This window comes from Actinokineospora sp. NBRC 105648, assembly GCF_030269645.1.
In the GTDB taxonomy this organism is placed as follows: Bacteria; Actinomycetota; Actinomycetes; order Mycobacteriales; family Pseudonocardiaceae; genus Actinokineospora.
The window spans coordinates 48140-70726 of sequence record NZ_BSTR01000043.1; the positions used below are offsets into that span (position 1 = coordinate 48140).

Here is a 22587-nt window from a genome sequence, read left to right on the forward strand (position 1 = left end):
CCGCACCGACGATCGCGAGGCATTATCCGCACCGTCCACACGGGACGGTGGTCAGGACACCGTCGGGAAGTCCGGCGCGGCCACGTCGTAGGTCTTGCCCGGGCGGGTCAGCAGCGGGCCCAGCACCGCGGACTTGCGCTCGGTGTCCCGCGCGTCGCCCCACTTGACCACGCGCCCGTCGGCCAGGGTCAGCCGGATGTCGCTGGTCCCGTTGGCCGCCACCGCGGTGACCTGCCCGGTGAGCTGGGCCGGGATCCCGGCGAGCACGCTCACCGCGGCCGTCGAGGCGGCGGCGTCCTTGGCGGTGAGCCGCGGCAGGCCGGGTGGCGCAGCCGGGATCACGCCGTAGTCGACCCCTGCCGCGTCGAGCAGGTGGGCACCGTCGGGGCTCACGACCACGGCGACCGGGGTGCGCTCGGAGATCGCGATCTCCACCGTGCCCGGGTAGGACCGGCGCACCTCGACCGAGCCGACCCTGGGCAGCGTGCGCACCCGCTGGGCGATCTCGTCGGTGTCCAGCCGCACCAGCGGAGTACCCGGCTCGATCGCGGCCGCGGCGCGGACGTCGTCGGCCGACAGCTCCTTGACACCCAAGACATCTACGCCGCGCACTCCCAAGAGGGAGGTGAAGAAGATGGAGTACGCCAACGCGAGCACGGCCAAGACCGAGCCGAGCACCGTCCACCGGCGGACGAGGTACCGGCGGTGCGTGCGCCTCTTGCGCACGGCCCGCTCGGTGGACCGCGGCCCGCGCCGCGGTCGCTGCCCCGCCCGGCCGGGGACGGTGCTGGTCATCGCGCCGCCGTCCGCCGCTCCAGCTCGGCCAGCACCTCGGGGCCGAGCATGGTGACGTCGCCCGCGCCCATGGTGAGCACCAGGTCGCCCTCGGCGGCCAGGTCGGCCACCAGCGCGGGCACCCGGTCGAACGCGGGCTCGTAGTGCACCCGTTCCGCGGGCAGCGGCACCGCCTCGGCGACGAGCGCGCCGCTCACGCCGGGCCGGGGCTCCTCGCGGGCGCCGAACACGTCGAGCACCACGACCTCGTCGGCCAGCGCGAGCGCCGCGCCGAACTCGGCCGAGAAGGTCTCAGTGCGCGAGTACATGTGCGGCTGGAACACCACCAGGACCCGGCCACCCGCGGCGGCGGGCCGCACCGCGCGCAGCTGCGCGTCCACCTCGGTGGGGTGGTGGGCGTAGTCGTCGTAGACCCGGACGCCTGCGGCGGTGCCCTTGTACTCGAACCGCCTGCGGACCCCGCCGAACGCGGCGATGCCCTCGCCCAGCTCGGCCAGCGGCGCGCCCAGCTCCAGACCGGCCAGCAGCGCGGCGAGCGCGTTGCCCGCCATGTGCTCGCCGGGCACCGCGACACCGAGCTCGACCTCTTGGCCGCCGATGGCGACCCTGGCCAGTCCCCCGCCGTCGGCGGGCCGGTAGTCCACCAGCGTGGCGTCGTCGGCGCCGGTGGCCTGGCGGCCGTAGCGGCGGACCCGGATGCCCTTGGCGGCGGCCCGGTCGGCCAGCGCGGCCGACCCCGGGTCGTCGGCGCAGGCGATCAGCACCCCGTCGGCGGTGATCCGGTCGAGGAAGGCGTCGAACACCGACACGTACGCCTCGACCGTGCCGTGGTGGTCGAGGTGGTCGGCCTCGACGTTGGTGACCACCGCGACCGACGGCGCGAACACCAGGAACGAGCCGTCGCTCTCGTCGGCCTCGGCGACGAAGATCCCGCCCGAGCCGTGGTGGGCGTTGGCCCCGGACTCGTTGAGGTCGCCGCCGATGGCGAACGACGGGTCGAGCCTGCAGTGCTGCAGCGCCACGGTGAGCATCGAGGTGGTCGAGGTCTTGCCGTGCGTGCCCGCGATGCAGGCGACCCGGTGGTCGGCCATCAGCTCGGCCAGCGCCTGCGAGCGGTGCAGCACGGTCAGCCCGCGCCTGCGCGCCTCGGCCAGCTCCGGGTTGGACTCCTTGATCGCGGTGGAGACGACCACCGCGGTCGGCCCGCCGGGCAGCAGGTCCAGGTTCCCCGCCGCCTGCCCGACCGTGATCAGCGCGCCCTGGGCGCGCAGGGTCAGGAAGGCGCGGGTCTCCTTGGCGTCGGAACCGGACACCGCGTGCCCGCGGGCGAGCAGGATGCGGGCGATGCCGCTCATCCCCGCCCCGCCGATGCCGACCAGGTGGGCCCGCTCCAGCGGGCCGGTCACGAGCGGCCCTTGGCGGCGGCCTCGAGCACCATGCGGGCCAGCACGTCGGCCGCCTCGCGGTGGCCGGTGCCCTGGGCCGAGGCGCTCATCGAGGCCAGCCGCGCCCGGTCGGAGAGCATCGGCACGACCAGCTCGGCGACCTTGGCAGGCGTCAGGTCCGCGTCGTCGACCAGGAACGCGCCACCGTTGGTGACAACCGGACGAGCGTTAAGAGCCTGCTCACCGTTGCCGTGCGGGAGGGGGACGTACACGGCGGGCAGTCCTACCGCCGACACCTCCGCGACCGTCATCGCGCCGCAGCGGCACAGTGCGGCGTCCGCGGCGGCGTACGCGAGGTCCATGCGCTCCAAGTAGGGCACCGCGACGTAAGCGGGCGCACCCGGAACCTCTTGCACCGCAAGGGTGTTCTTGGGTCCGTGCGCGTGCAGCACGCCGATGCCCGCGTCGGCCAGCGCGCGCGCGGCGCCGGAGACGGCGTTGTTGATCGAGCGGGCACCCTGCGACCCGCCGAAGACAAGCAGCGTCGGCGCGGTCGGGTGCAGCCCGAAGAACTGCCGCGCCTGCGCCCGCAGCGCGGCCCGGTCCAGGTTGATGATCGACTCGCGCAGCGGGATGCCGATCACCTCGGCGTCCGGCAGGCCCGAGTCGGCCACCGCGACCGCGACCCGCTCGGCGAACCGGGCACCGACCTTGTTGGCCAGGCCGACCTTGGCGTTCGAGTCGTGCACCACGATCGGCACCCGGCCGCGGGCGGCGAGGTAGGCGGGCAGCGCGACGTAGCCGCCGAAGCCGACCACCACGTCCGCGCCGACCCGGTCGAGCACCTCACGGGTGGTCTTGACCGCCGCGCGCACCTTGAGCGGCAGCTTGAGCAGGTCGACGTTCGGCTTCCTGGGCATGGGGACCGGCGGGATCATCTCCAACGGGTACCCGCGAGCGGGCACGATGGTCTTCTCCAGGCCGCGCTCGGTCCCCAGCGCGACCACGCGGGCGTCCGGGCGCAACCGCATGACCGCGTCGGCCAGCGCCAGCGCGGGCTCGATGTGCCCGGCCGTGCCACCCCCCGCGATCACCACGCACGGGCCCTTGCGGGTCGGCTGACTCCCACCAGTGGGACCAACGGTCAACGACGTCCTCCTTTAGCGGTCCGCGGGTTCCCGCGGCTTGCCTTCTGCCGGGCCAGGGGCGCACCGCCACCCGCCCGTCCGTATCCGTTGCGCTCCGGCGCGCGGCCGCGGTGCTCCGCGGGCGGCGCGCCCCGCCGCTGCGACAGCCCGGTCGGCCGGTCGGCGCCCCGCGGTGGGGCGGACGGCCGCGCGGGCTTGCGCTTCTTCGGCGGCTGGTAGGGGTCCGGCGCGGGCAGCCGCATGAACTTGCCGAAGCGGCCCGGTCCCTGTGAGCGTAGCGCCGAGACCGCCTCGGGCTCGTGCCGCGCGCAGTTGGCCAGGATGCCGAACACCAGCATGGTCACCACCACCGAGGTGCCACCGGAGGAGATCAGCGGCAGCGTGATGCCGGTGACCGGCAGCAACCCGACCACGTAGCCGATGTTGATCGCCGCCTGGGCCACCAGCCACACGGTCAGCGTCGCGGCGACCATCCGGATCCACGGGTCGATGTTGCGGGTGGCGATCCGCATGCCCACCACCGCGAGCATGGCGAAGAGCCCGAGCACCAGCCCGCAACCCAGGAAGCCCAGCTCGTCACCGATCAGCGCGAAGATGAAGTCGTTGTGCACGTTCGGCAGGAAGTTGAACTTGGACGGCCCCTGCCCGAGCCCACGTCCGAACAGACCGCCGTCGGCCAGCGCCAACTGCGCTTGCACTGCCTGGTAGCTCTTACCGCTGAGGTCTTCGTCCGGGCTGAGGAAGCTCACCACGCGGTCGAGCCGGTAAGCGGTACCGACGGCCAAGAGGGCCACACCCGCTAGCCCGCCCGCGGCGAGCGCGCCGAAGAGCCGCAGCGGGGCGCCCGCGAACCACAGCAGGGCGATCAGCACCACGCCCAGGGTGACCGTGCCACCGAGGTCGGGCTGCAGCATCACCAGCGCGAACATCAGCAGCGCCACCGGCACCACGGGGACCAGCAGGTGCCGGTACTTGTGCAGCACGGTCCGCTTGACCACCAGCACGTGCGCGCCCCACAGCGCCAGCGCCAGCTTGCAGACCTCGACCGGCTGGAAGGAGAACGGGCCGAACTTGAACCAGCTCTGCGTGCCGTTGAGCCGGGCGCCCAGCGGGGTCAGCACGGCCACCAGCAGCAGCACGCCGATCACCATCGCGGTGGGGCTGAACTGGCGGATGCGCGGCAGCGGCACGCGCAGCGCGAGCCAGAACAGCACCGAGCCGACCAGCACGTAGAGCAGCTGCTTCTTGAAGATCGTGTAGAGCCCGGAGCCCGGGGTGTTCAGCGAGGCCACCGGGGAGGCGGAGAGCACCATCACCAGACCGAGCACGGTGAGCAGGCCGAAGACCGCCAGCACCAGGTGGAACGAGGCCAGCGGCCTGCCCAGCCACGCGGTCAGCGCGATCCGGACGGCGTGCAGCCTGCCCAGCGCGCGCACGGCCCGGCGCGGGCGCGCGGCGGTGTCGGTCGCGGCCATCACAGCGCCCCGGGGGCGCCGTCGTCCTCGCGCGCCAACCGCAGCACGGCCTCGGTGAAGACCTCGCCGCGGTGGGCGTAGCTGCGGTACATGTCCAGGGAGGCGGCGGCGGGCGCGAGCAGCACGACGTCACCCGGACGTGCCATGGCGCCTGCCGCGCGAACCGCTTCGATCATGGGGTCATCGTCTCCCGGCGCCACCCGCTCGACGGGGACATCGGGGGCGTGTCGCGCCAGCGACGCGCCGAACACCGGGGCGTCGGCGCCCAGCACGACGACACCGCGCAGCCTGCCGCCGACCTCCCGCACAAGATCATCGACGGTGGCCCCCTTGAGCTGTCCGCCCGCGATCCACACCACCGACTCGAACGCGCGCAGCGAGCCCGCCGCCGCGTGCGGGTTGGTCGCCTTGGAGTCGTCGACGTAGCGCACCCCGCCGAACTCGCCCACCGGGACCGCGCGGTGCGCCCCCGGCTGGAACGCGCGCAACCCCGCGAGCACGGCCTCCGGCGGCACCCCGTGCGCGCGCGCCAAGGCCGCGGCGGCCAAGGCGTTGGCGACGTTGTGCGGGCCCGCAGGCCGGACGTCGGACAGGGTGGCCAGTTCCTCGGCCGCGTGCGCCGGGTCGGTGACGAAGGCGCGGTCGACCAGCAGGTCCTCCACCACGCCGAGCTCGCCGGGGCGCGGCACGCCGAGCCCGAAGCCGACCCGGGTGCCCGCGTGTTCGGCGGCGAGCTTGCCGGACCACTCGTCACCGGTGTTGTGCACGACCGTGCGGGCGCCCGCGTACGCGCGGCCCTTGGCCCGCGCGTACTCCTCGATGGTGCCGTGCCAGTCGAGGTGGTCCTCGGCGACGTTGAGCACCACCGCGGCGTCCGCGCGCAGCGAGGACTGCCAGTGCAGCTGGAAGCTCGACAGCTCGACGGCCAGCACGTCGTGCCCGGAGCGGATCGCGTCGACCACGGTGAGCCCGACGTTGCCGCAGGCCACCGCGTTCGCGCCGGCCGCCTCCAGGATGGCCTCGAGCATGCCGACGGTGGTGGTCTTGCCGTTCGTGCCGGTGACCACCAGCCAGGTCGGCCGGGTGGGCAGCCGCTCCCCCATCCGCCAGGCCAGCTCGACCTCGCCGATGACCTCGATACCCGCCGCCGCGGCCGCCACCAGCAGCGGGCTGCTCGGCCGCCAGCCCGGGCTGGTCACGACCAGGTCGGTGCCCTCGGGGGGCGTGGTCAACCCGGGGACCAGCTCGGCGCCGAGGTCGGCCAGCTCGGCCAGCCGCTCGGCGTTCCCGTCGGTGATGGTGACCGCGGCGGCGCCCATGTCGAGCAGCGCCGCCCCCACCGAGCGGCCGGTGACCCCGGCCCCCGCCACGAGCACGCGAAGACCGGCGACCAGCCCGTCGTACCGCTCGGTCACGCCGTACTGCTCGGTCACCCGGTACCGCTCGGTCACACGCCGCCGCCCGCCGAGAGCCAGTCGGCGTAGAACAGGCCCAGGCCGAACATCGCGCAGACCCCCGCGAGCAGCCAGAACCGGATGATGACCGTGGTTTCCGCCCACCCGGCGAGCTCGAAGTGGTGGTGGAACGGGGCCATCCGGAACAGCCGTCGGCGGGTGGTGCGGAAGATCGCGATCTGCAGCACCACCGAGACCATCTCGACCACGAACAGGCCGCTGATCACGATCATCAGCAGCTCGGTGCGGGTGGCCATGGACAGCCCGGCCACCAGACCGCCGAGCGCGAGCGAGCCGGTGTCGCCCATGAAGATCTTCGCGGGCGCGGCGTTCCACCACAGGAAGCCGATGCAGGCGCCCATCGCCGCCGCGGCCACGATCGCCAGGTCCAGCGGGTCGCGCACGTCGAAGCAGGCCGCCTCGCGGACCCGCGAGCAGTCGTGGCTGAACTGCCAGAACGAGATGACCACGTAGGTGCCCAGCACCATCGCCGACGAGCCGCCCGCGAGGCCGTCGAGGCCGTCGGTGAAGTTCACCGCGTTCGACCAGGCCGAGACCGCCAGGTAGCAGAAGACGATGAAGCCGATGCCGCCGAAGGAGACGATGGTGATGTCGCGGACGAAGGACAGGTTGTCCGAGGCCGGGGTCAGCTGCCGCTCGTCGGGGAAGCGCAGCGCCAGCACGGCGAAGGCGATCGCCACCACAAGCTGGCCGACCAGCTTCGCGGTCTTGTTCAGCCCCAGGTTGCGCTGCTTGCGGATCTTGATGAAGTCGTCCAGGAAGCCGACCAGGCCCAGCCCGGTGGCCAGCATCAGCACCAGCAGCCCGGACGCGGTCGGCGAGTCGCCGCGCGCGGACATGGCGTTGACGATGTGCGAGACGCCGTACCCGGCCCACATGGCGATGATGATCGCCACGCCGCCCATGGTCGGGGTGCCGCGCTTGCTCTTGTGGCCCTCCGGGCCCTCTTCGCGGATCTCCTGCCCGAAGCCCTGCCGGGAGAAGACCCGGATCAGGTACGGCGTCAGCAGGATCGCGACGACCATGGCGATCGCCGCGGCGATCAGGATGCTCTTCACCGGGCGTCCTCCACCAGCAGCGCGTCGGCCACCCGCCACAGGGCGGCGGCCTTGGACGCCTTCACGAGCACAACGTCACCGGGTGCCAGTTCGGCGCGCAACAGCGCCACCGCGGCATCGACGTCCGGCACGAGCACCGACTCCTCTCCCCACGAGCCCTCGAGGCTCGCCCCCTGGTGCATGGCCCGGGCCTGGTCGCCCACCACCACCAAGCGGTTGATGTCCAGTCGAACGGCGAGCCTGCCGATCTCGTCGTGCCCCCGCACCGACTCCTCGCCCAGCTCGCCCATCACCCCGAGGACGGCCCAGGACCGGCGCCGGTTGCCTGCGCGGGCCATCGTGGCCAACGTCTTGAGCGCGGCGCGCATCGACTCGGGGTTCGCGTTGAACGAGTCGTTGACCACCGTGACGCCGTCGGCACGCGTGGTCACCTCCATCCGACGAGCGGAAACACGCTGCGCGTCAGAAAGCCTGTCCGCCACCTCTTGCACTGTCGCGCCCAACTCGAGCGCGATCGCCGCGGCGGTAAGAGCGTTGCCGACGTGGTGCGCACCGTGCAGCCCGAGCGCCACGTCGGCTTCACCGCCCGCGGTGACCAGCCGGAAGCTCGCACGGGCCTGCTCGTCGAGGGTGATCCCGACAGCGCGCACGTGGGCCGCCTCGGCCTCGCCGACCAGCACCACCCGGGCCCCGGTCCGCTCGGCCATCGCGGCCACCAGCGGGTCGTCGGCGTTCAGGACCGCCACCCCGTCGGCGGGCAGCTTCTCGACGAGCTCGCCCTTGGTGCGGGCGATGTCCTCGCGGGTGCCGAACTCGCCGAGGTGGGCGGTGCCCACGTTGAGGACCGCGCCGATCCGCGGCGGCGCGGTGTCGCACAGCGCCGCGATGTGGCCGGGTCCGCGCGCGGACAGCTCCAGCACGAGGTGGCGGGTGTGCTCGTCGGCGCGCAGCACCGTCCAGGGGTGGCCCAGCTCGTTGTTGAACGAGCCCGGCGGCGCCACGGTGGGGCCCATCGGGGCCAGGAGCTGGGCGATCAGGTCCTTGGTGGAGGTCTTGCCGGACGAGCCGGTGATCCCGACGACGGTGAGACCCGCCTCGGTGAGCCGGTCGGCGACCAGGCGCGCGAGCGCGGCGAACCCGGCCAGCACGGCGGCTCCCGAGCCGTCCTTGTCGCCGGTGAGCGCGACCGAACGGGAGTGCGCCTCGGCGACCGGCGGCACGATCACCGCGGGGGCGTCGACCGGCCGCGCGGCGAGGACCGCGACGGCGCCCGCCTCGACGGCCTTCGCGGCGAAGTCGTGGCCGTCCACCTTGTCGCCGGGCAGGGCGACGAACAGGCCGCCCTCGGTCAGCTGCCGGGAGTCGAACTCGACGCCGCCGGTGACCGCGGTGTCGGGGTCGGCGTGGTGCAGGGTGCCGCCGACGGCGGCGGCGATCTCGCTCAGGGTCAGCCGGATCATCCGGTCACCGGGCCCAGTCGTTCGCGGATGGCCGCCTCCAGTTCGTCGCGGTCGGAGAACGGGTGGACGACCCCGGCGACCTCCTGGCCGCTCTCGTGTCCCTTGCCCGCGATGACGACGACGTCGCCCGCGGTCGCGCGCGCCACCGCCGTCGCGATGGCCTGCCTGCGGTCCCCGATGTCGATCACCTCGCCTCGCTCGGCCCGCGGGACCCCCTCGGCCCCGGCGCGCATGGCGGCCCGGATCGCGGCCGGGTCCTCGCTGCGCGGATTGTCGTCGGTGACGACCAGCAGGTCGCTGCGCCGCGCCGCCGCCGCGCCCATCAGCGGTCGCTTGGCGGTGTCGCGGTCGCCACCGCAGCCGAGGACGGCGATCACCTTGCCGTCGGTCCGCGCGCGCATGGCGTCCAGCGCCACGGCCACCGCCTCGGGCTTGTGCGAGTAGTCCACGACGGCGGTGAAGTCCTGGCCCAGCGCCACCCGCTCCATCCGGCCGGGGACCTGCACCGCGGCCAGGCCGGCCACGATCGCCTCGACCGGCACGTCCGTCGCGTCCAGGACCGCCGCGGCGACCAGCGCGTTGGCGATGTTGAAGGTGCCCGGCATCGGCAGCGTCGCGGGCAGCACGCGGCCGTCCGGGGTGTGGATCACGAACGACTGCTCGCCGCTGAGCGAGACCCGCACGTCCGAGGCGGTCCACCCGGCCGGGCCGGTGGTGGCCACGGTGACGGTGTCCGGGGTGACCAGGCGGCGGCCCCACTCGCCGTCGACGCAGACCACCTCGGCGGCGGACCGGCCGTCGAACAGCAGCGACTTGGCCTGGAAGTAGTCCTCCATGTCCGGGTGGAAGTCCAGGTGGTCCTGGGAGAGGTTGGTGAACGCGCCGACCGCGAACCGGGTGCCCGCCACCCGGCCCAGCCGCAGCGCGTGGCTGGAGACCTCCATCGGCACGTGCGTCACGCCGCGCTCGAGCATCACCGCGAGCAGCGCCTGCAGGTCCGGGGCCTCGGGGGTGGTGAACGCGCTGGCGATCCGGGCGCCCGCGATGCGGGTCTCGACGGTGCCGATGAGACCGGTGGTGCGGCCCGCGGCGGCCAACCCGGACTCGACCATGTAACTGGTCGTGGTCTTGCCCGAGGTCCCCGTCACCCCGAGGACTGACAGCGCCAGCGAGGGCTCGCCGTAGATCCAGGCGGCGACGGGACCGAGCGCGGCCCGCGGGTCCGGGTGCACCAGCACGGGCAGGCCCGCGGCGAGCACGGCGGGTCGCTGGGCGCCCGCGGCGTCGGTGAGGACGGCCACGGCGCCTGCCTCGGCGGCCTGGGTGGTGAAGTCCGCACCGTGCGCCCGGGCACCGGGCAGGGCGGCGAAGAGGTCTCCTGGGAGGACATGCTGTGCGCGCAGCGTCGCGCCCGTGACGGCCACATCGGACACCGGGGTCCCCGAGGTGGCACTGCCCCGTGGCGTCGAGAGCCCGGCCTCGGCGCGCGCGGCGAGCGTCGCGAGCGGGACGGGCTGGGTCCGGGTGGGGCGAGGCGGCGCTGTGACAGCCTTGCCTTCGAGCTTGGCGGGCACGACGCGGAAGGCTACCTGCGCACGCAGGGCGACCGCGCGGGCCCTCGATAGCGCGAGCCGCACCCCATGCGGTAGGGCGCGGACAGTATCGGCCGCCACCCGATCGCAGGAAGCACCGTGCACGACCGGGTGATAGCTGTTTTCGCAGGCCAGAACGTCGATTTGACCGGTAGAGTCGAACACGTGTTCAGCACCCCGAACCCCTGCGCCTGCGGCGGGCCCGACCCCCGGCCGGACCCGCCGCCCGGCACCGTCCTCATGCGACGGTCATGGCTTGACCAGCGGCACGATCGGCGTCTGCTCCCGCGAGAGCGGGATGTTGTACCGCTGGGTCAGGAAGGTGGCCACGTCGTGGAAGAACGGCGCGGCCGAGTGACCGTCCGGAGTGGAGTACACCGGGGTGTCGTAGACCATGCCCACCACGAACCTGGGGTTGTCGGCGGGCACGATCCCGGCGAAGGTGATCCAGTACTTCGAGTCGCTGTAGCGGCCGATCGCGGCGTCGAACTGCTGCGCCGTGCCGGTCTTGCCCGAGATCTGGTAGCCCGGCACCGCGGCGGCGGGCGCCGTGCCGCTGTTCTGGTTGGGCGCCTTCTGCGTCACGGCGCGCAGCATGTCGCGCGTCGCGCGGGCGGTCTCGGGGCTCACCACGCGCACGCCCTCCGGGCGCGGCTCCGCGACCTCGGCGCCGTCCGGGGCGACCTTGGCCTTGATGATCCGCGGCGGCACCCGCACGCCGTCGTTGGCCACGGCCTGGTACATCCCGGCCATCTGCAGCACGGTCATCGACAGGCCCTGGCCGATCGGCAGGTTGCCGAAGGTGCTGCCCGACCACTGGCTCTGCGGCAGCAGCCTGCCCGGGCTCTCGCCGGGCAGCCCGACGCCGGTGCGCTTGCCGATGCCGAGCCGTTCCAGCAGGGCGGCGTACCGGTCCGGCCCGACCTGGTCGGCCAGCATCAGGGTGCCCACGTTGGACGACTTGGCGAAGATGCCGGTGGTCGTCAGGTTCAGCCTGCCGTGGTCCCAGGCGTCACCGACCACCCGGTCGGCCACCTTGATCGAGCCCGGCACCGAGGTCACCGCGTCCGGTGTGGTCACCCCGTACTCCAGCGCGGCCATGGCCGTGACGACCTTGTTGACCGAACCGGGCTCGTAGGGCGTGGTCACCGACGGGTCCGCGGTGACCTTCGGGTCGAGGCCACCGGCCGTGGGGTCGAACGCCTTGTCGTTGGCCAGCGCGTAGACCTCGCCGGTCTTGGCGTCCATCACCACAACGCTGACGCTCTTGGCACCGCTGCGCTTGCCGTACTCGGCCGCCTTCTGCTGCACGAAGTACTGCAGGTCCGCGTCGATGGTCAGCTCCAGGTCAGACCCGTTCACCGCCGCGACCACGTCGCGCTCGCTGCCCGGGATCACCACGTCGGTGCCCTCGGAGGTCTCGACCTGCTGGCTGCCCGGGTTGCCCGCGAGGTCGTTGTCCCGCAGCATCTCCAGGCCGACCAGGCCGTGCAGGTTGTGCTTCTGCTGGTCCGGCTCGTCCTTGCGCCAGTTCGCGAAGCCGACGATGTTGGAGGCCAGGTAGCCACCCGGGTACTCGCGCTTGGCCCGGTACTCGACGTTGAGCGCGGGGAACGCCTGCTTGAGCTCGCGCGCCTTGGCGGGCTCCACGTCCTGGTCGAGGTAGACGAACGTGTCGTCCGACCGGAGCTTGGCCAGCATGTCCTGTTCGGACACCCGCGGGCCGAGCTCGTGCACCAGGGCCTTGGCCAGGTCGGCCGTCTCCTGCTCGAAGGACAACGGCTTGGCCGGCTTGGTCTTGTTGAACGCCTCGATCTCGGCCCGCTGGGCGTTGGGCCGGTAGGCCAGGGCGCGCGTCTCCACGCTGAAGGCGAGCTTGACGCCGTTGCGGTCCACGATGGACCCCCGGGAGGCGGGGATCGGGATCTTGGTCACCCGCTGCCGCTCGGCCCTGGCCGCGAGCGCCTCGGCCTCGAACCCCTGCACCTGCACCAGCTTCAACCCGGCCGCCACCAACGAGGCGATCAGCAGGAACCGCGACACCACGACCCGGACCCGGTGGTCCGTCCCGGTCGCCCGCTTGCTGACCCGCCGCACCCGACCGGGGCCCGCCCCCTCGCGCTTGACCTTCGGCGCCGCGGCGCGCTTCCCCTGCGGCACCCCCGCCCGCTTGGCGCGAGGAGCGGCAGTCCGCTTCTCGTGCGACACACCGTCCGGCTTCGCCCGGGTCGCTGCCCCTCGCTTCCCCTGCGGCACCCCGTCCCGCCCCGCGCCGCGCCTGGCCTGCGGCGCACCATCCCGCTCACCCCGCGCCGGGGCACCACGGCGCACTGGCGGCACGCCGTCCTGCTCGCCCCGTCCCGCGCGACGCCTGGCCTGCGGAGCCTCCCGCGGATCCCCCACGGCCCGCTTGGCCGTCCCGCCACGCCCCGTGGCCGATCCTGGCCCACCCCGCTTGCCGTGCGCCGGAGTCCCACGCCTCTCCTGGACCACTACTGCCCGCCCCCGCTCATGCCGTCCACCCGACCGACTCCGTCCCTCTCCGGTGCCCCCGCACCGACCACACCCACCGGCGCCCCGTACACCCCCGCTACCCGCACTCCCACCCACCGATCACGAGCCAACGACACCCACCCGCGCCCTGCCCCCGCGTCCGCCGCCATCCCGACAACCACATCCGCCCCCGTACGCCCACGACCTAGCCCCGCCGGAACAGCCATCCCGATGGAATCCCCACGGCACCCAGCGACAGGCACCGACCCGACCCGCCTTCGAGCAGCGATCACACCCACTACTCCCCGAGTCCCACCCACAGTCGCCACACCGACCCTCGCGCGAACAGCAGTCCCACTGAGGCAGCCCGCAACCCCGCCCTCAGCCGCAGACCGCGGCACTGCCCTCGCCCACGGGGACCCCGCCGACCACCCACGCCCCATCGACATCACGCCACGTCCGGCCACCACCGCCGAACCGGCCCTCGTACCACCGGCGCGAGCCGACAGCGTCCAGCCGGGTCCCGGCGCCTGGTCCACAACCGCGCGCGCCACCCGACCCGCGCACCCACGAACAAAGCCGGTGTGGGCGCCCATGTCCACGGCCGTGGCGAGGCGTCGGCCGTCGGGCGTCGATCGGACTCGTGTTCGACGCGTGGTCGTACCGGGACAGTGCGTGACCCGTCCCTCAGACGGCGAAGCGCCTGTCCAGTGCCGGCACGGGGCCGGACGCCGGGCAGGCGCTCGTCGGGACAGGCGGGGCATCAGCCGCCTCCGCCCGCCGGCGGTGGGGTGGCGGCGTTGGGCGAGCTCGCTCCAGCAGGCGTGCCACCAGCGGACGCGGCCCCACCAGCAGGAGCGGCACCGGCCGGTGCTTCAGCCGCGGGGGCCCCAGCAGCCGGAACACCAACAGCCGGTGCGGCGCCCGCGGGCGTGCCTGCCGCGGGCACTCCAGCAGCGGCAGCGCCTTCAACGGGCTGGCCCGCTGTGGGCTGGCCCGCTGCGGGCGGCAGGATCACCGGGTCCACCGGTGCGGGCGGGACCGTGGCGGGCTTGGGCTCGCCGACCACCGTCACCGAGCCGTCCGGGTTGACCACGAGTCTGGGGGCGTCGCCCGCCGGGACCATGCCCAGGGCGCGGGCGCGTTCGGCCAGTGCGGGCGCGGCCTCCTGCTTCGTGACCTCCTGCTGCAGCTGCGCGGCCTGCTCGGCGAGGACAGTGGCCTCCTGCTTCGCGGTCTCCAGCTTGAAGGAGTCGGCGATGGCCTGCGTGGTGAGCCACAGGGTGGCGGCGACCCCCACGGCGAGCAGGGCGATCACCAGCACCACGAACGAGGCGCGGCCGGAGCCCGCGTCGTCGGCGGTGGTCGTCGACGGCGTCACGTGCGAGCGGGTGCCCTCGCGCTGGGCGCGGCGGGCGTAGGCGCGCTCGGCCGCGGCCGTGCGGGGGCGACCGGTGGTGCGCTCCGTCCGCGACGGCTTGACCGGGGCGTCGACGGTGCCGACCGCGCCGGTGACGTCAGTGGTGTCCGTGGGCGGGGCCTGCTTGCGGGCGCGGCGCTGGGGCTGCTCCGGTGCGCGGCGGCCGGTGCGCGTGGCGTTGGTGCTGCGCGCTGGCGCGGTCATGATGCCTCCCGGATGCGTTCCGCGGCTCGCAGTCGGACCGACTGGGCGCGGGGGTTGTGTTCGATCTCTTTCTCGTCGGCGACCTCAGCACCCCTGGTGAGCAGGCGCAGGTGCGGACCGTGGCCGGGCAGCTCGACCGGCAGGCCGGGGGGCGTGGTGGACTTGGCGAGCTCCGTGATCGCCCGCTTGACGATCCGGTCCTCCAGCGACTGGTAGGCCTCGACGACGATGCGGCCGCCGACGGCGAGGGCGCCGAGGGCCGCCGGGATGGCCCGGCGGAGCACGTCGAGCTCGGCGTTCACCTCGATGCGCAGCGCCTGGAAGGTGCGCTTGGCGGGGTGGCCGCCGGTGCGCCTGCTCGCGGCGGGCACCGCGTCGTAGAGCAGCTCCACCAAGCGGGCGCTGGTGGTGAACGGTTCGCGGTCGCGTTCGGCCACCACGGCCTTGGCGATCCGCGCCGCGAAGCGCTCCTCGCCGTACTCGCGCAGGACGCGGGCCAGTTCGCCCGCGGAGTAGGTGTTGAGCACGTCGGCGGCGGTCGGCCCGGTGGTGGGGTCCATCCGCATGTCCAAAGGAGAGTCCCGCGAGTAGGCGAACCCGCGGTCGGCCACGTCGAGCTGCATCGACGACACGCCCAGGTCGAACAGCACACCCTCCACTCGGGACAGTCCGAGGTCGGACAGCGCGTCCGGGAGTCCGTCGTAGACGGTGTGCACGAAGTGCACCCGGTCGCCGTGCCGGGCCAGCCGCTCGCGCGAGAGCGCCAGCGCGTTGGGGTCGCGGTCGAGCCCGATCAGCGTGAGCCGCGGGTACGCCGAGAGCAGCGCGTCGGAGTGGCCGCCGAGGCCGAGGGTCGCGTCCACCAGCACAGCGGGGCGGTCGGCGAGCGCGGGGTCGAACAGCTCGAGGATGCGGTCCACCAACACCGGCTCATGCCGCGGCTGCTCCGCCATCACCACCACCCCCTCTCGAACACCGCCCGGCTCGGGCCGGGTGCCGCCAGGTCCCCGCCCGCTCGTCGGACTTGGCACCGGGGAAGGTGTGCCAAGGCCGAAAGCGAGCGGACCGAGGCCTCACGGCACCCGCGTCCCTGCTGTTCCCCACTGCTCAGAACACGCCGGGCAGGACCTCCTCCCGCGCTTGCGAGTAGCTGTCCTCGTGCTCGTCCAGGTAGGCCTGCCACGCCTGGGCGTCCCAGATCTCCAACCTGGTGATCGCCCCGATGACCACGCAGTCCTTGGTCAGCCCCGCGTACTTGCGCAGCTCCGGTGCGACCGCGATCCGCCCCTGCCCATCCGGCCGCTGCTCGTCCGTTCCGGCGAACAGGTACCGCTGGTAGGCGCGGACCGCCTCGTTCGTCAGGGGTGCGGCGGCGACCTTGCGCGCCATGTCCTCGAACTCCGCGCGCGGGAACACGTAGAGGCAGTGATCCTGACCCTTCGTGACCATCAACCCACCCGCGAGCGCTTCCCGGAACTTGGCTGGCAGTGTCAGCCGCCCCTTGTCGTCGAGCTTGGGGGTGTGCGTACCGAGGAACATCCGATACCCACCTCCCCGCCGAACCGAACGGATCGGCCGCGAGGCCCCCGTCTGCCCCACTTGGCGCCACAGTACCCCACTTTTCACCACAGTCAACGCGAATCGCGCGGCCTCCGGAGCGGGCCCGCGGACGTTTTCCCAGCTAGAGGCCGGGCGCCCGAAGTGGGGGGCGGTGGGGGGAGTGACCGGGCCGGGTTGCCGCACACCCCCTCAGCGGGGCGGGAATCGGCCCTCCGCAGGGCGTCCACAGCCCGCGAACCGCATGTCAGAGCGTCCGGTGGGGGACGGTGGGGCGCCGGGTGGGGTGGCGGTGGGGCACGGTGGGGCCGAGCCGGAACTCACCCGTTCGAGTGGCGCGCGTCCCGTCGTCGTACGAGCACGGAGAGTGAGAGACCGGCGGGCGCCCACGCGGCCGGTCGGAGCACCGGCACCACGGGAACAGCCCAGTGGATGCGCCCACCCATCCCCGGCCGACCGCCGGGCCGACGCCCCCGGGCCCCACGGCGGACTCGAGGCCGCAGACGCTCAAGGCGACGCGACCGTCCGGGTCGACCAGTCCCGGCCCGGCAATCCCGGGTGAACACCAGGCCGATTCACCCACCCCCGATGGACCCGACCCCGGGCCCGCGAGAGGTGGCGAGCGCGCTGGGTCGTACGGCGTCCGGCAGGCCGGAACACCGGCTGCAGGCGGTTTCCGCAGATCCCGACCGCCCAACTGTGGACAACGTCGGCCGCCCGCGTCGCCACCGGCCTATCCTGGCAAGATCGGCTGCGCTGGCCACCTTTCGCGGGTGCCGACGACACCCGCCGACCGGTGGGCGGCCACCGGTCCGCGGCGGGGCTGTCGAGTTTGTTGAACCGTTGGGTACTTCGCCCTCGTTTGACACACTCCATGGCAGGCTGTCGCGGCCACGGGACGTGGTCGGCGATGTCGAGGCGCGCCGATCCTGGCCGCGCCCTGATCGGGTGGCGCCCAGGGGAGCCGGACAGCCGCCGAGATACACCAGGAGGTCGCGTGACGTCGAGTACCCCGCCAGCAGCTCTTCCGGGCAGTCCCTACGGAGCGCAGCCGGGCGGCGAGCCCTACCCGGGCCCGACCGGCCCGTACCAGGGGACCCCGCACGAGGCGCAGGCCCCGGTCCAGCAGCGGCCGGTCGGCAGGCTCGACGAGCTGCACGCCACCGCGCAGCGGATCGCCGCCAACGTCGAGCGGGTCCTGGTCGGCAAGCCCGAGGTGGTGCGGATCGCGCTGGTCGCGCTGCTGGCCGAGGGCCACCTGCTGGTCGAGGACGTGCCGGGGGTCGGCAAGACCTCGCTGGCCAAGGCGCTGGCCCGGTCCATCGACTGCTCGGTGAGCCGGATCCAGTTCACCCCGGACCTGCTGCCCAGCGATGTCACCGGCGTCTCCATCTTCAACCGGCAGACCAACGAGTTCGAGTTCCGCCCCGGGCCGGTGTTCGCCAACATCGTGGTCGGCGACGAGATCAACCGGGCCTCCCCCAAGACGCAGTCCGCGCTGCTGGAGTGCATGGAGGAGCACCAGGTCACGGTGGACGCCAAGACCTACGAGCTGCACGCGCCGTTCATGGTCATCGCCACCCAGAACCCGATCGAGATGGAGGGCACCTACGCCCTCCCCGAGGCGCAGCGCGACCGCTTCACCGCGCGGGTGTCCATCGGCTACCCGGACCCGCAGGCCGAGCTGGCCATGGTCGACGAGCACGCCGCGCACGACGTGTTCAAGACGCTGCGCCCGGTGTCCGACGCCGAGCAGGTGCGCGGTCTCATCGAGACGGTCCGGTCGGTGCAGATCGCCCAGGAGGTGCGCCGGTACGCCGTCGAGCTGGTCTCGGCCACCCGCAGGCTCTCCGAGATCCGGATCGGCGCCTCGCCCCGGTCGACGCTGCACCTGGTGCGCGCCGCGCGGGCGCAGGCCGCGCTGTCCGGCCGCGACTTCGTGGTGCCCGACGACCTGCACGTGGTCGCCATCCCGGTGCTGGCCCACCGGCTGGTGCTCACCCCCGAGGCGCAGGCCTCCCGCCGCTCCCCGGCCGAGCTGGTGCGCGGCCTGATCCAGCGGGTGCCGGTCCCCCAGGCCACGCCCGACCTGGGCGCGCAGTGGACCGGGAACCGCGGGCGCTAGCGAAGTCAGGACGGAGGCGGGATGCGCGCAGCACTGTCGGGGCTGACCACACGGGGTCGGTGCCTGCTCGCGGCGGGGCTGGCGGCGGCACTGTGCTCGGTGGTGCTCAACGAGCGCGACCTGCTGCGCGTGTCGGTCTTCGTGGTAGCGCTACCGCTCCTCGTCTGTGTCCTCACCGCGATGACGCGGGTGGGTCTGCACGCCCAGCGGCACATCTCCCCCGCCCGGGTGCAGGTCGGCGGCCGCACCGAGGTCGCCCTCGCGGTCCGCAGCACCGGCAGGCTGCCCACGGTGGGCCTGCTCGTCTCCGACGGCGTCCCCTACGCCCTGGGCGGCAAGCCCAGGTTCCTCATCGAGCACCTCCCCCGGCTGACCGGCACCCAGCTGCGCTACTCCGTGCAGCCGATGCTGCGCGGCATCCAGCAGCTCGGCCCGCTCAAGGCCACCGTGACCGACCCGTTCGGCCTGGCCGAGTTCGAGCGCGAGCTGGCGGGCACCTCGCGGCTGATCGTGGTGCCCAGGGTGGTGCCGCTGTCCAACGTCCCGGGCGGCTCCGGTCTCGGCTCCGGTGACGACGGCTCGGTCCGGCTCAACGCGGGCCAGGGCGAGGACGACGCGGTCGTGCGCCCTTACCGCCAGGGCGACGACCTGCGCAAGGTCCACTGGCGCTCCACCGCCAAGCGCGACGAGATGATGGTGCGGGTCGAGGAGAGCCCCTGGCGCGGCGGGACCACGGTGCTGCTCGACCGCCGGGTCTACGGCCACCGCGGCACGGGTGCGACCGCCAGCCTGGAGTGGGCGGTCTCCTTCGCCGCGAGCGTGTGCGTGCACCTGCACCGCTACGGCCAGCAGATCCGGCTGGTCACCGAGACCGGCGGCATCCTGGTCGACGACACCGGCCCGGGCGGCCACAGCGACGACGCGGTGCTCGACGCGCTCGCCGCGCTGCAGCCGGTGCACCAGCGCGACATCTCCTGCCCGGCCGACCCCGGCCACGGCCAGGAGCTGATCGCCATCCTCGGTGCCGCCACCCCGGAGTCGATCAGCCAGCTGATCCGCTACCGGACCCGCGGCACCCGCAGCTTGGCCATCCTGCTCGACACCCCGGCGTGGGGCCCGGGCGACGGCCCCGACGTCGACCCGCGGGCCGCGGCCGCGCTGCTCAGCGGCGCCGGGTGGGGGGTCACCATCGCCCGACCGGACATCCCGATGACCCAGGTCTGGGGCGGGGTCTGCCGCACCGGCACCCGGCGGGGCGACACCATGATCGCGGGAGCGGGGACATGAGCGAGCAGACCGCCGAGCAGGCGCAGTGGTCCACCACCGTCACCCCGGTGGTCGCCGCGCTGACCACGCTGTGCGCCTCGACCGCGCTGGCCGGGGTGATCGACGGGGCCCGCTGGCTCGGTTACGCGGGCATCGCGGTCATCGTGGTGACCGCCGTCGGCCTCGGCCTGCGCGCGGTGCGCGCGCCGACCCTGCTGGTCGGGCTGGCCCAGCTCCTCGCGCTGTTGTTCCTGGTCATCGCGCTGTTCACGCACAGCGGGATCCTCGGCTTCATCCCCGGCCCCACGGCGTTCGGCGAGCTCGGTGACGTCCTCAACGCCTCGGTGGAGACGGTGCGGTTGGGCGTGCCACCGGTGCCCGCCACCGCCCCTGTGCTCTGCATGGTCGTGATCGCGATCGGCGCGGTCGCGGTGCTGGTCGACACCCTGGCGGTCGCCGCGGGCACGCCCGCGGCCTGCGGGTTGGTGCTGCTCTGCGTGTACGCGGTGCCCGCCTCGCTGGCCGACCAGCTGCTGCCCTGGTGGTCGTTCCTGCTCGGCGCGGGGTCGTTCGCCGTGCTGCTGGCCGTCGACGGCACCCACCGCCACCGGCTCTGGCGCAACCGGCCCGCGATGCCCGGCGGCGGCGCGGGGGTGGGCTCACCGGTGATCATGGTCTCGGTGGCCCTGGTGCTCGGCCTGCTCACCGGCGGGCTGGCCACCGGCGTCGGCACGGTCGGCAGCCTGCCCGGCACCGGCGGCGAGGGCGGCGGTGGCGGCGGCCTCGCGCTCAAGCCGTTCACCGCGCTGCGCGGCATGCTCGACCAGGGGGCGAACGTCGAGCTGTTCCGCGTCCGCGGCCTGGGCAACGAGAGCCGCTACCTGCGCGCGATGACCCTGCCCCGCTACGACCGCAACGGCGGCTGGGTCGCCGCCGACGCGCTGCCCAACAACGTCCCGGCCGACAGCGAGCTGCCCGCGCCGCCGGGCGACGACGGCGCCGGGACGATCACCCAGGTCGACATCGAGCCGGTCAACTCCAAGGACCTGTGGGCGCCGGTCTACGGCACCCCGCGCCGGATGCGCGACATCCCGGAGGGGATGTTCTACGACTCCGAGGGCGGGATGGTCTACTCCCGCACCGCCCGCAAGCTGGGCCGCTACGTCGAGGAGGCCGACCTCTCCCAGCCCAGCGCCGAGGAGCTGCGGCAGTCCGGCACCGACTTTGACCAGATCAGCTCGGTGTACCGCAACGCGGAGGGGATCGACCCGGAGGTCGTGCAGCTGGCCACCCGGCTCACCTCCGGCGAGCGGACGATGTTCGACAAGACGGTGGCGCTGCAGAAGTACTTCGCCACCACCAACGGCTTCCAGTACAAGACGCAGACCGGGCTCTCCAGCGACGAGGACGCCCTCAAGGAGTTCCTCTTCAACGCCAAGGTGGGCTACTGCGAGCAGTTCGCCTCCGCGATGGCCATCCTGGCCCGGGCGGCGGGCATCCCCTCGCGCGTCGCGATCGGCTACACGGCGGGCTTCCAGAGCGGGGACTACCGGTCGATCACCACCCAGGACGCGCACGCGTGGGTGGAGATCTTCTTCCCCGACCAGGGCTGGATCACCTTCGACCCGACGCCGCTGTCGGACGGCCGCAGCTACGAGCCGCCCTACGTCAGCACCGACCCGAGCACCAACCCCTCGACCGGGGCCTCGGAGGAGAAGCTGCCGACCAACTCGGCCAGCACCACCGCCGCACCCAAGGAGGACAAGCTCGACACCCAGGACCCGGCCGCCAACGCCCCGGTCCCGGGCTCGGTCGACGAGTCCTGGTCCTGGCGGGCGTGGGCCGGGCTCGGCTTCGGCCTGCTGGCCCTGCTGCTGGCGGGCTTGGCGGTGTTCGCCCGGGTCCGGTTCGCGGGCCCCACGGCCGCCGGGGCCGCCGCGCTGGCGGTGTTCTTCCTGCTCGCGACGGTGTCCTGGTGGCTCAGCGCGCTCTGGGTGATCCTGGTCGCCGCCGCGGTCCCGGCGGTGGTCCGCGACCTGCGCAGGCGCAGGCGGCGGCACACCCTCACCGCGCACGACCCCACGGCCGCCTCGGCCGCCTGGACCGAGCTGATGGCCGAGTCCTGGGACCGGGGAGCCGACACCGCGGACACCGACACCGTCCGCACGGCGGCCCGCAGGCTGGTCAAAGAGCACAGCCTGGACGAGGGCAGCAAGCAGGCGCTGCGCACGGTCGTCAACTCCGTCGAGCGCTCCTGGTACGGCGGGCAGACCGACCACGACCCGGACCTGGCCCGCGCCTTCGACGAGGTGGTGCAGGGCATGCGCCGGACGTCACCGCTGGACTGGAAGGGCAGGCTGCTCCCCCGCTCGGTGGTCAGCCCCCGCAAACGCCCCCCGTCCCGGGACGACGACTAGGTCGTGTTTCAGATGTGGATCTTGGGTGTGTCGGTGTCCGGGACGTGGCGAGGTCTCCGGTAGACGGGTAAGCGACCAAGCGAACCCCAATACCGGAGACCTCGTGGCCAGCGTGGCGGCGACGGGCCGGGCTGATCTGACCGACGCGCAGTGGGCTGTGGTGTTCCCGTTGTTGCCTGTCGGTCGCAAGCCGGGCCGTCCACCGAAGTGGAGCAGAAGGCAGTTGATCGACGGGATCCGGTGGCGGGTCCGGGTCGGTGCCCCGTGGCGGGATGTCCCGCCCGAGTATGGGCCGTGGCAGACGGTCTACGGGTTGTTCGGTCGGTGGCAGCGGGCCGGTGTGTGGCAGGTGATCCTGACCGCGTTGCAGGCCCGTGCCGACGCCGACGGGCAGGTCGTGTGGGACATCAGCGTGGATTCCACGATCACCCGCGCCCACCAGCATGCCGCCGGGGCCAGGAAAAGGGGGATCTGCAGGTCGAACCACCCGATACCCCGGCAGGTGGGGACGAGCAGGGAGATCATGGCCTGGGCAGGTCGCGGGGCGGGTGGACCAGCAAGCTGCACCTGGCCTGTGAGCAGGGGCGCAAGCCGTTGTCGTTGCTGCTCACCGCGGGGCAGCGGGGTGACAGTCCGCGGTTCGTGGCGGTGATCGAGGGAATCCGGGTGCCCCGCCCCGGCGGCGGTCGCCCCCGGACACGACCGGACCGGGTGCTG

At 73.4% G+C, this 22587-nt stretch carries 16 protein-coding genes; 4 read left to right on the plus strand and 12 right to left on the minus strand.

Annotated features, from left to right (window positions below; translation table 11 throughout):
• Window positions 1-51: 51 nt before the first annotated feature.
• From QSK30_RS28505 to mraZ, 12 genes are all read right to left on the minus strand, one after another.
• Window positions 52-795 carry a cell division protein FtsQ/DivIB gene (locus tag QSK30_RS28505; RefSeq protein ID WP_285507454.1) on the minus strand — a complete coding sequence of 248 codons (744 nt, stop codon included), beginning with the start codon at window positions 793-795 and terminating at the stop codon, window positions 52-54.
• The gene (gene murC, locus QSK30_RS28510) at window positions 792-2201 is read right to left on the minus strand and encodes a UDP-N-acetylmuramate--L-alanine ligase (RefSeq protein ID WP_285507457.1); all 1410 of its coding nucleotides are present in this window, start codon (window positions 2199-2201) and stop codon (window positions 792-794) included. The genes QSK30_RS28505 and murC overlap by 4 nt, the downstream gene beginning before the upstream one ends.
• On the minus strand, window positions 2198-3328 hold the full coding sequence (gene murG, locus QSK30_RS28515) for an undecaprenyldiphospho-muramoylpentapeptide beta-N-acetylglucosaminyltransferase (RefSeq protein WP_285507459.1): 1131 nt from the start codon (window positions 3326-3328) through the stop codon (window positions 2198-2200). The genes murC and murG overlap by 4 nt, the downstream gene beginning before the upstream one ends.
• Window positions 3325-4803: a putative lipid II flippase FtsW gene (ftsW, locus tag QSK30_RS28520; protein WP_285507460.1), complete on the minus strand. Its 1479-nt coding sequence runs from the start codon at window positions 4801-4803 to the stop codon at window positions 3325-3327. Before ftsW ends, murG begins: the two co-directional genes overlap by 4 nt.
• Window positions 4803-6197: a UDP-N-acetylmuramoyl-L-alanine--D-glutamate ligase gene (murD, locus tag QSK30_RS28525; protein ID WP_285507482.1), complete on the minus strand. Its 1395-nt coding sequence runs from the start codon at window positions 6195-6197 to the stop codon at window positions 4803-4805. Before murD ends, ftsW begins: the two co-directional genes overlap by 1 nt.
• Window positions 6198-6250: 53 nt before the next feature.
• A complete protein-coding gene (gene mraY, locus QSK30_RS28530) occupies window positions 6251-7336 on the minus strand; it encodes a phospho-N-acetylmuramoyl-pentapeptide-transferase (RefSeq protein WP_285507462.1) in 1086 nt (361 codons plus the stop codon).
• Window positions 7333-8796 carry a UDP-N-acetylmuramoyl-tripeptide--D-alanyl-D-alanine ligase gene (locus QSK30_RS28535; protein WP_285507464.1) on the minus strand — a complete coding sequence of 488 codons (1464 nt, stop codon included), beginning with the start codon at window positions 8794-8796 and terminating at the stop codon, window positions 7333-7335. The genes mraY and QSK30_RS28535 overlap by 4 nt, the downstream gene beginning before the upstream one ends.
• Window positions 8793-10370: a UDP-N-acetylmuramoyl-L-alanyl-D-glutamate--2,6-diaminopimelate ligase gene (locus QSK30_RS28540; protein WP_285507465.1), complete on the minus strand. Its 1578-nt coding sequence runs from the start codon at window positions 10368-10370 to the stop codon at window positions 8793-8795. The genes QSK30_RS28535 and QSK30_RS28540 overlap by 4 nt, the downstream gene beginning before the upstream one ends.
• A gap of 267 nt (window positions 10371-10637) precedes the next feature.
• Entirely contained in the window at window positions 10638-12548 is a 1911-nt protein-coding gene (locus QSK30_RS28545; protein ID WP_285507467.1) for a peptidoglycan D,D-transpeptidase FtsI family protein, read from the minus strand.
• 1096 nt (window positions 12549-13644) lie between these two features.
• The gene (gene ftsL / locus QSK30_RS28550; protein WP_285507468.1) at window positions 13645-14505 is read right to left on the minus strand and encodes a cell division protein FtsL; all 861 of its coding nucleotides are present in this window, start codon (window positions 14503-14505) and stop codon (window positions 13645-13647) included.
• Window positions 14502-15458, minus strand: a complete 957-nt coding sequence (gene rsmH / locus QSK30_RS28555; RefSeq protein WP_285507469.1) for a 16S rRNA (cytosine(1402)-N(4))-methyltransferase RsmH — start codon at window positions 15456-15458, stop codon at window positions 14502-14504. The genes ftsL and rsmH overlap by 4 nt, the downstream gene beginning before the upstream one ends.
• A gap of 154 nt (window positions 15459-15612) precedes the next feature.
• Window positions 15613-16044, minus strand: coding sequence for a division/cell wall cluster transcriptional repressor MraZ (mraZ, locus tag QSK30_RS28560; protein WP_285507471.1), 432 nt, complete (start codon window positions 16042-16044; stop codon window positions 15613-15615).
• Between the two features lie 1015 nt (window positions 16045-17059).
• Here mraZ and QSK30_RS28565 point away from each other — a divergent pair.
• From QSK30_RS28565 to QSK30_RS28580, 4 genes are all read left to right on the plus strand, one after another.
• Window positions 17060-18187, plus strand: a complete 1128-nt coding sequence (locus tag QSK30_RS28565; RefSeq protein WP_285507473.1) for an AAA family ATPase — start codon at window positions 17060-17062, stop codon at window positions 18185-18187.
• 21 nt (window positions 18188-18208) lie between these two features.
• The gene (locus QSK30_RS28570) at window positions 18209-19474 is read left to right on the plus strand and encodes a DUF58 domain-containing protein (protein WP_285507474.1); all 1266 of its coding nucleotides are present in this window, start codon (window positions 18209-18211) and stop codon (window positions 19472-19474) included.
• Window positions 19471-21870 (plus strand): transglutaminase TgpA family protein, encoded by a 2400-nt coding sequence (locus QSK30_RS28575; RefSeq protein WP_285507476.1) that lies wholly within the window; start codon window positions 19471-19473, stop codon window positions 21868-21870. The genes QSK30_RS28570 and QSK30_RS28575 overlap by 4 nt, the downstream gene beginning before the upstream one ends.
• 160 nt (window positions 21871-22030) lie before the next feature.
• Window positions 22031-22522, plus strand: coding sequence for a transposase (locus tag QSK30_RS28580; RefSeq protein WP_285507484.1), 492 nt, complete (start codon window positions 22031-22033; stop codon window positions 22520-22522).
• Window positions 22523-22587 lie beyond the last annotated feature (65 nt).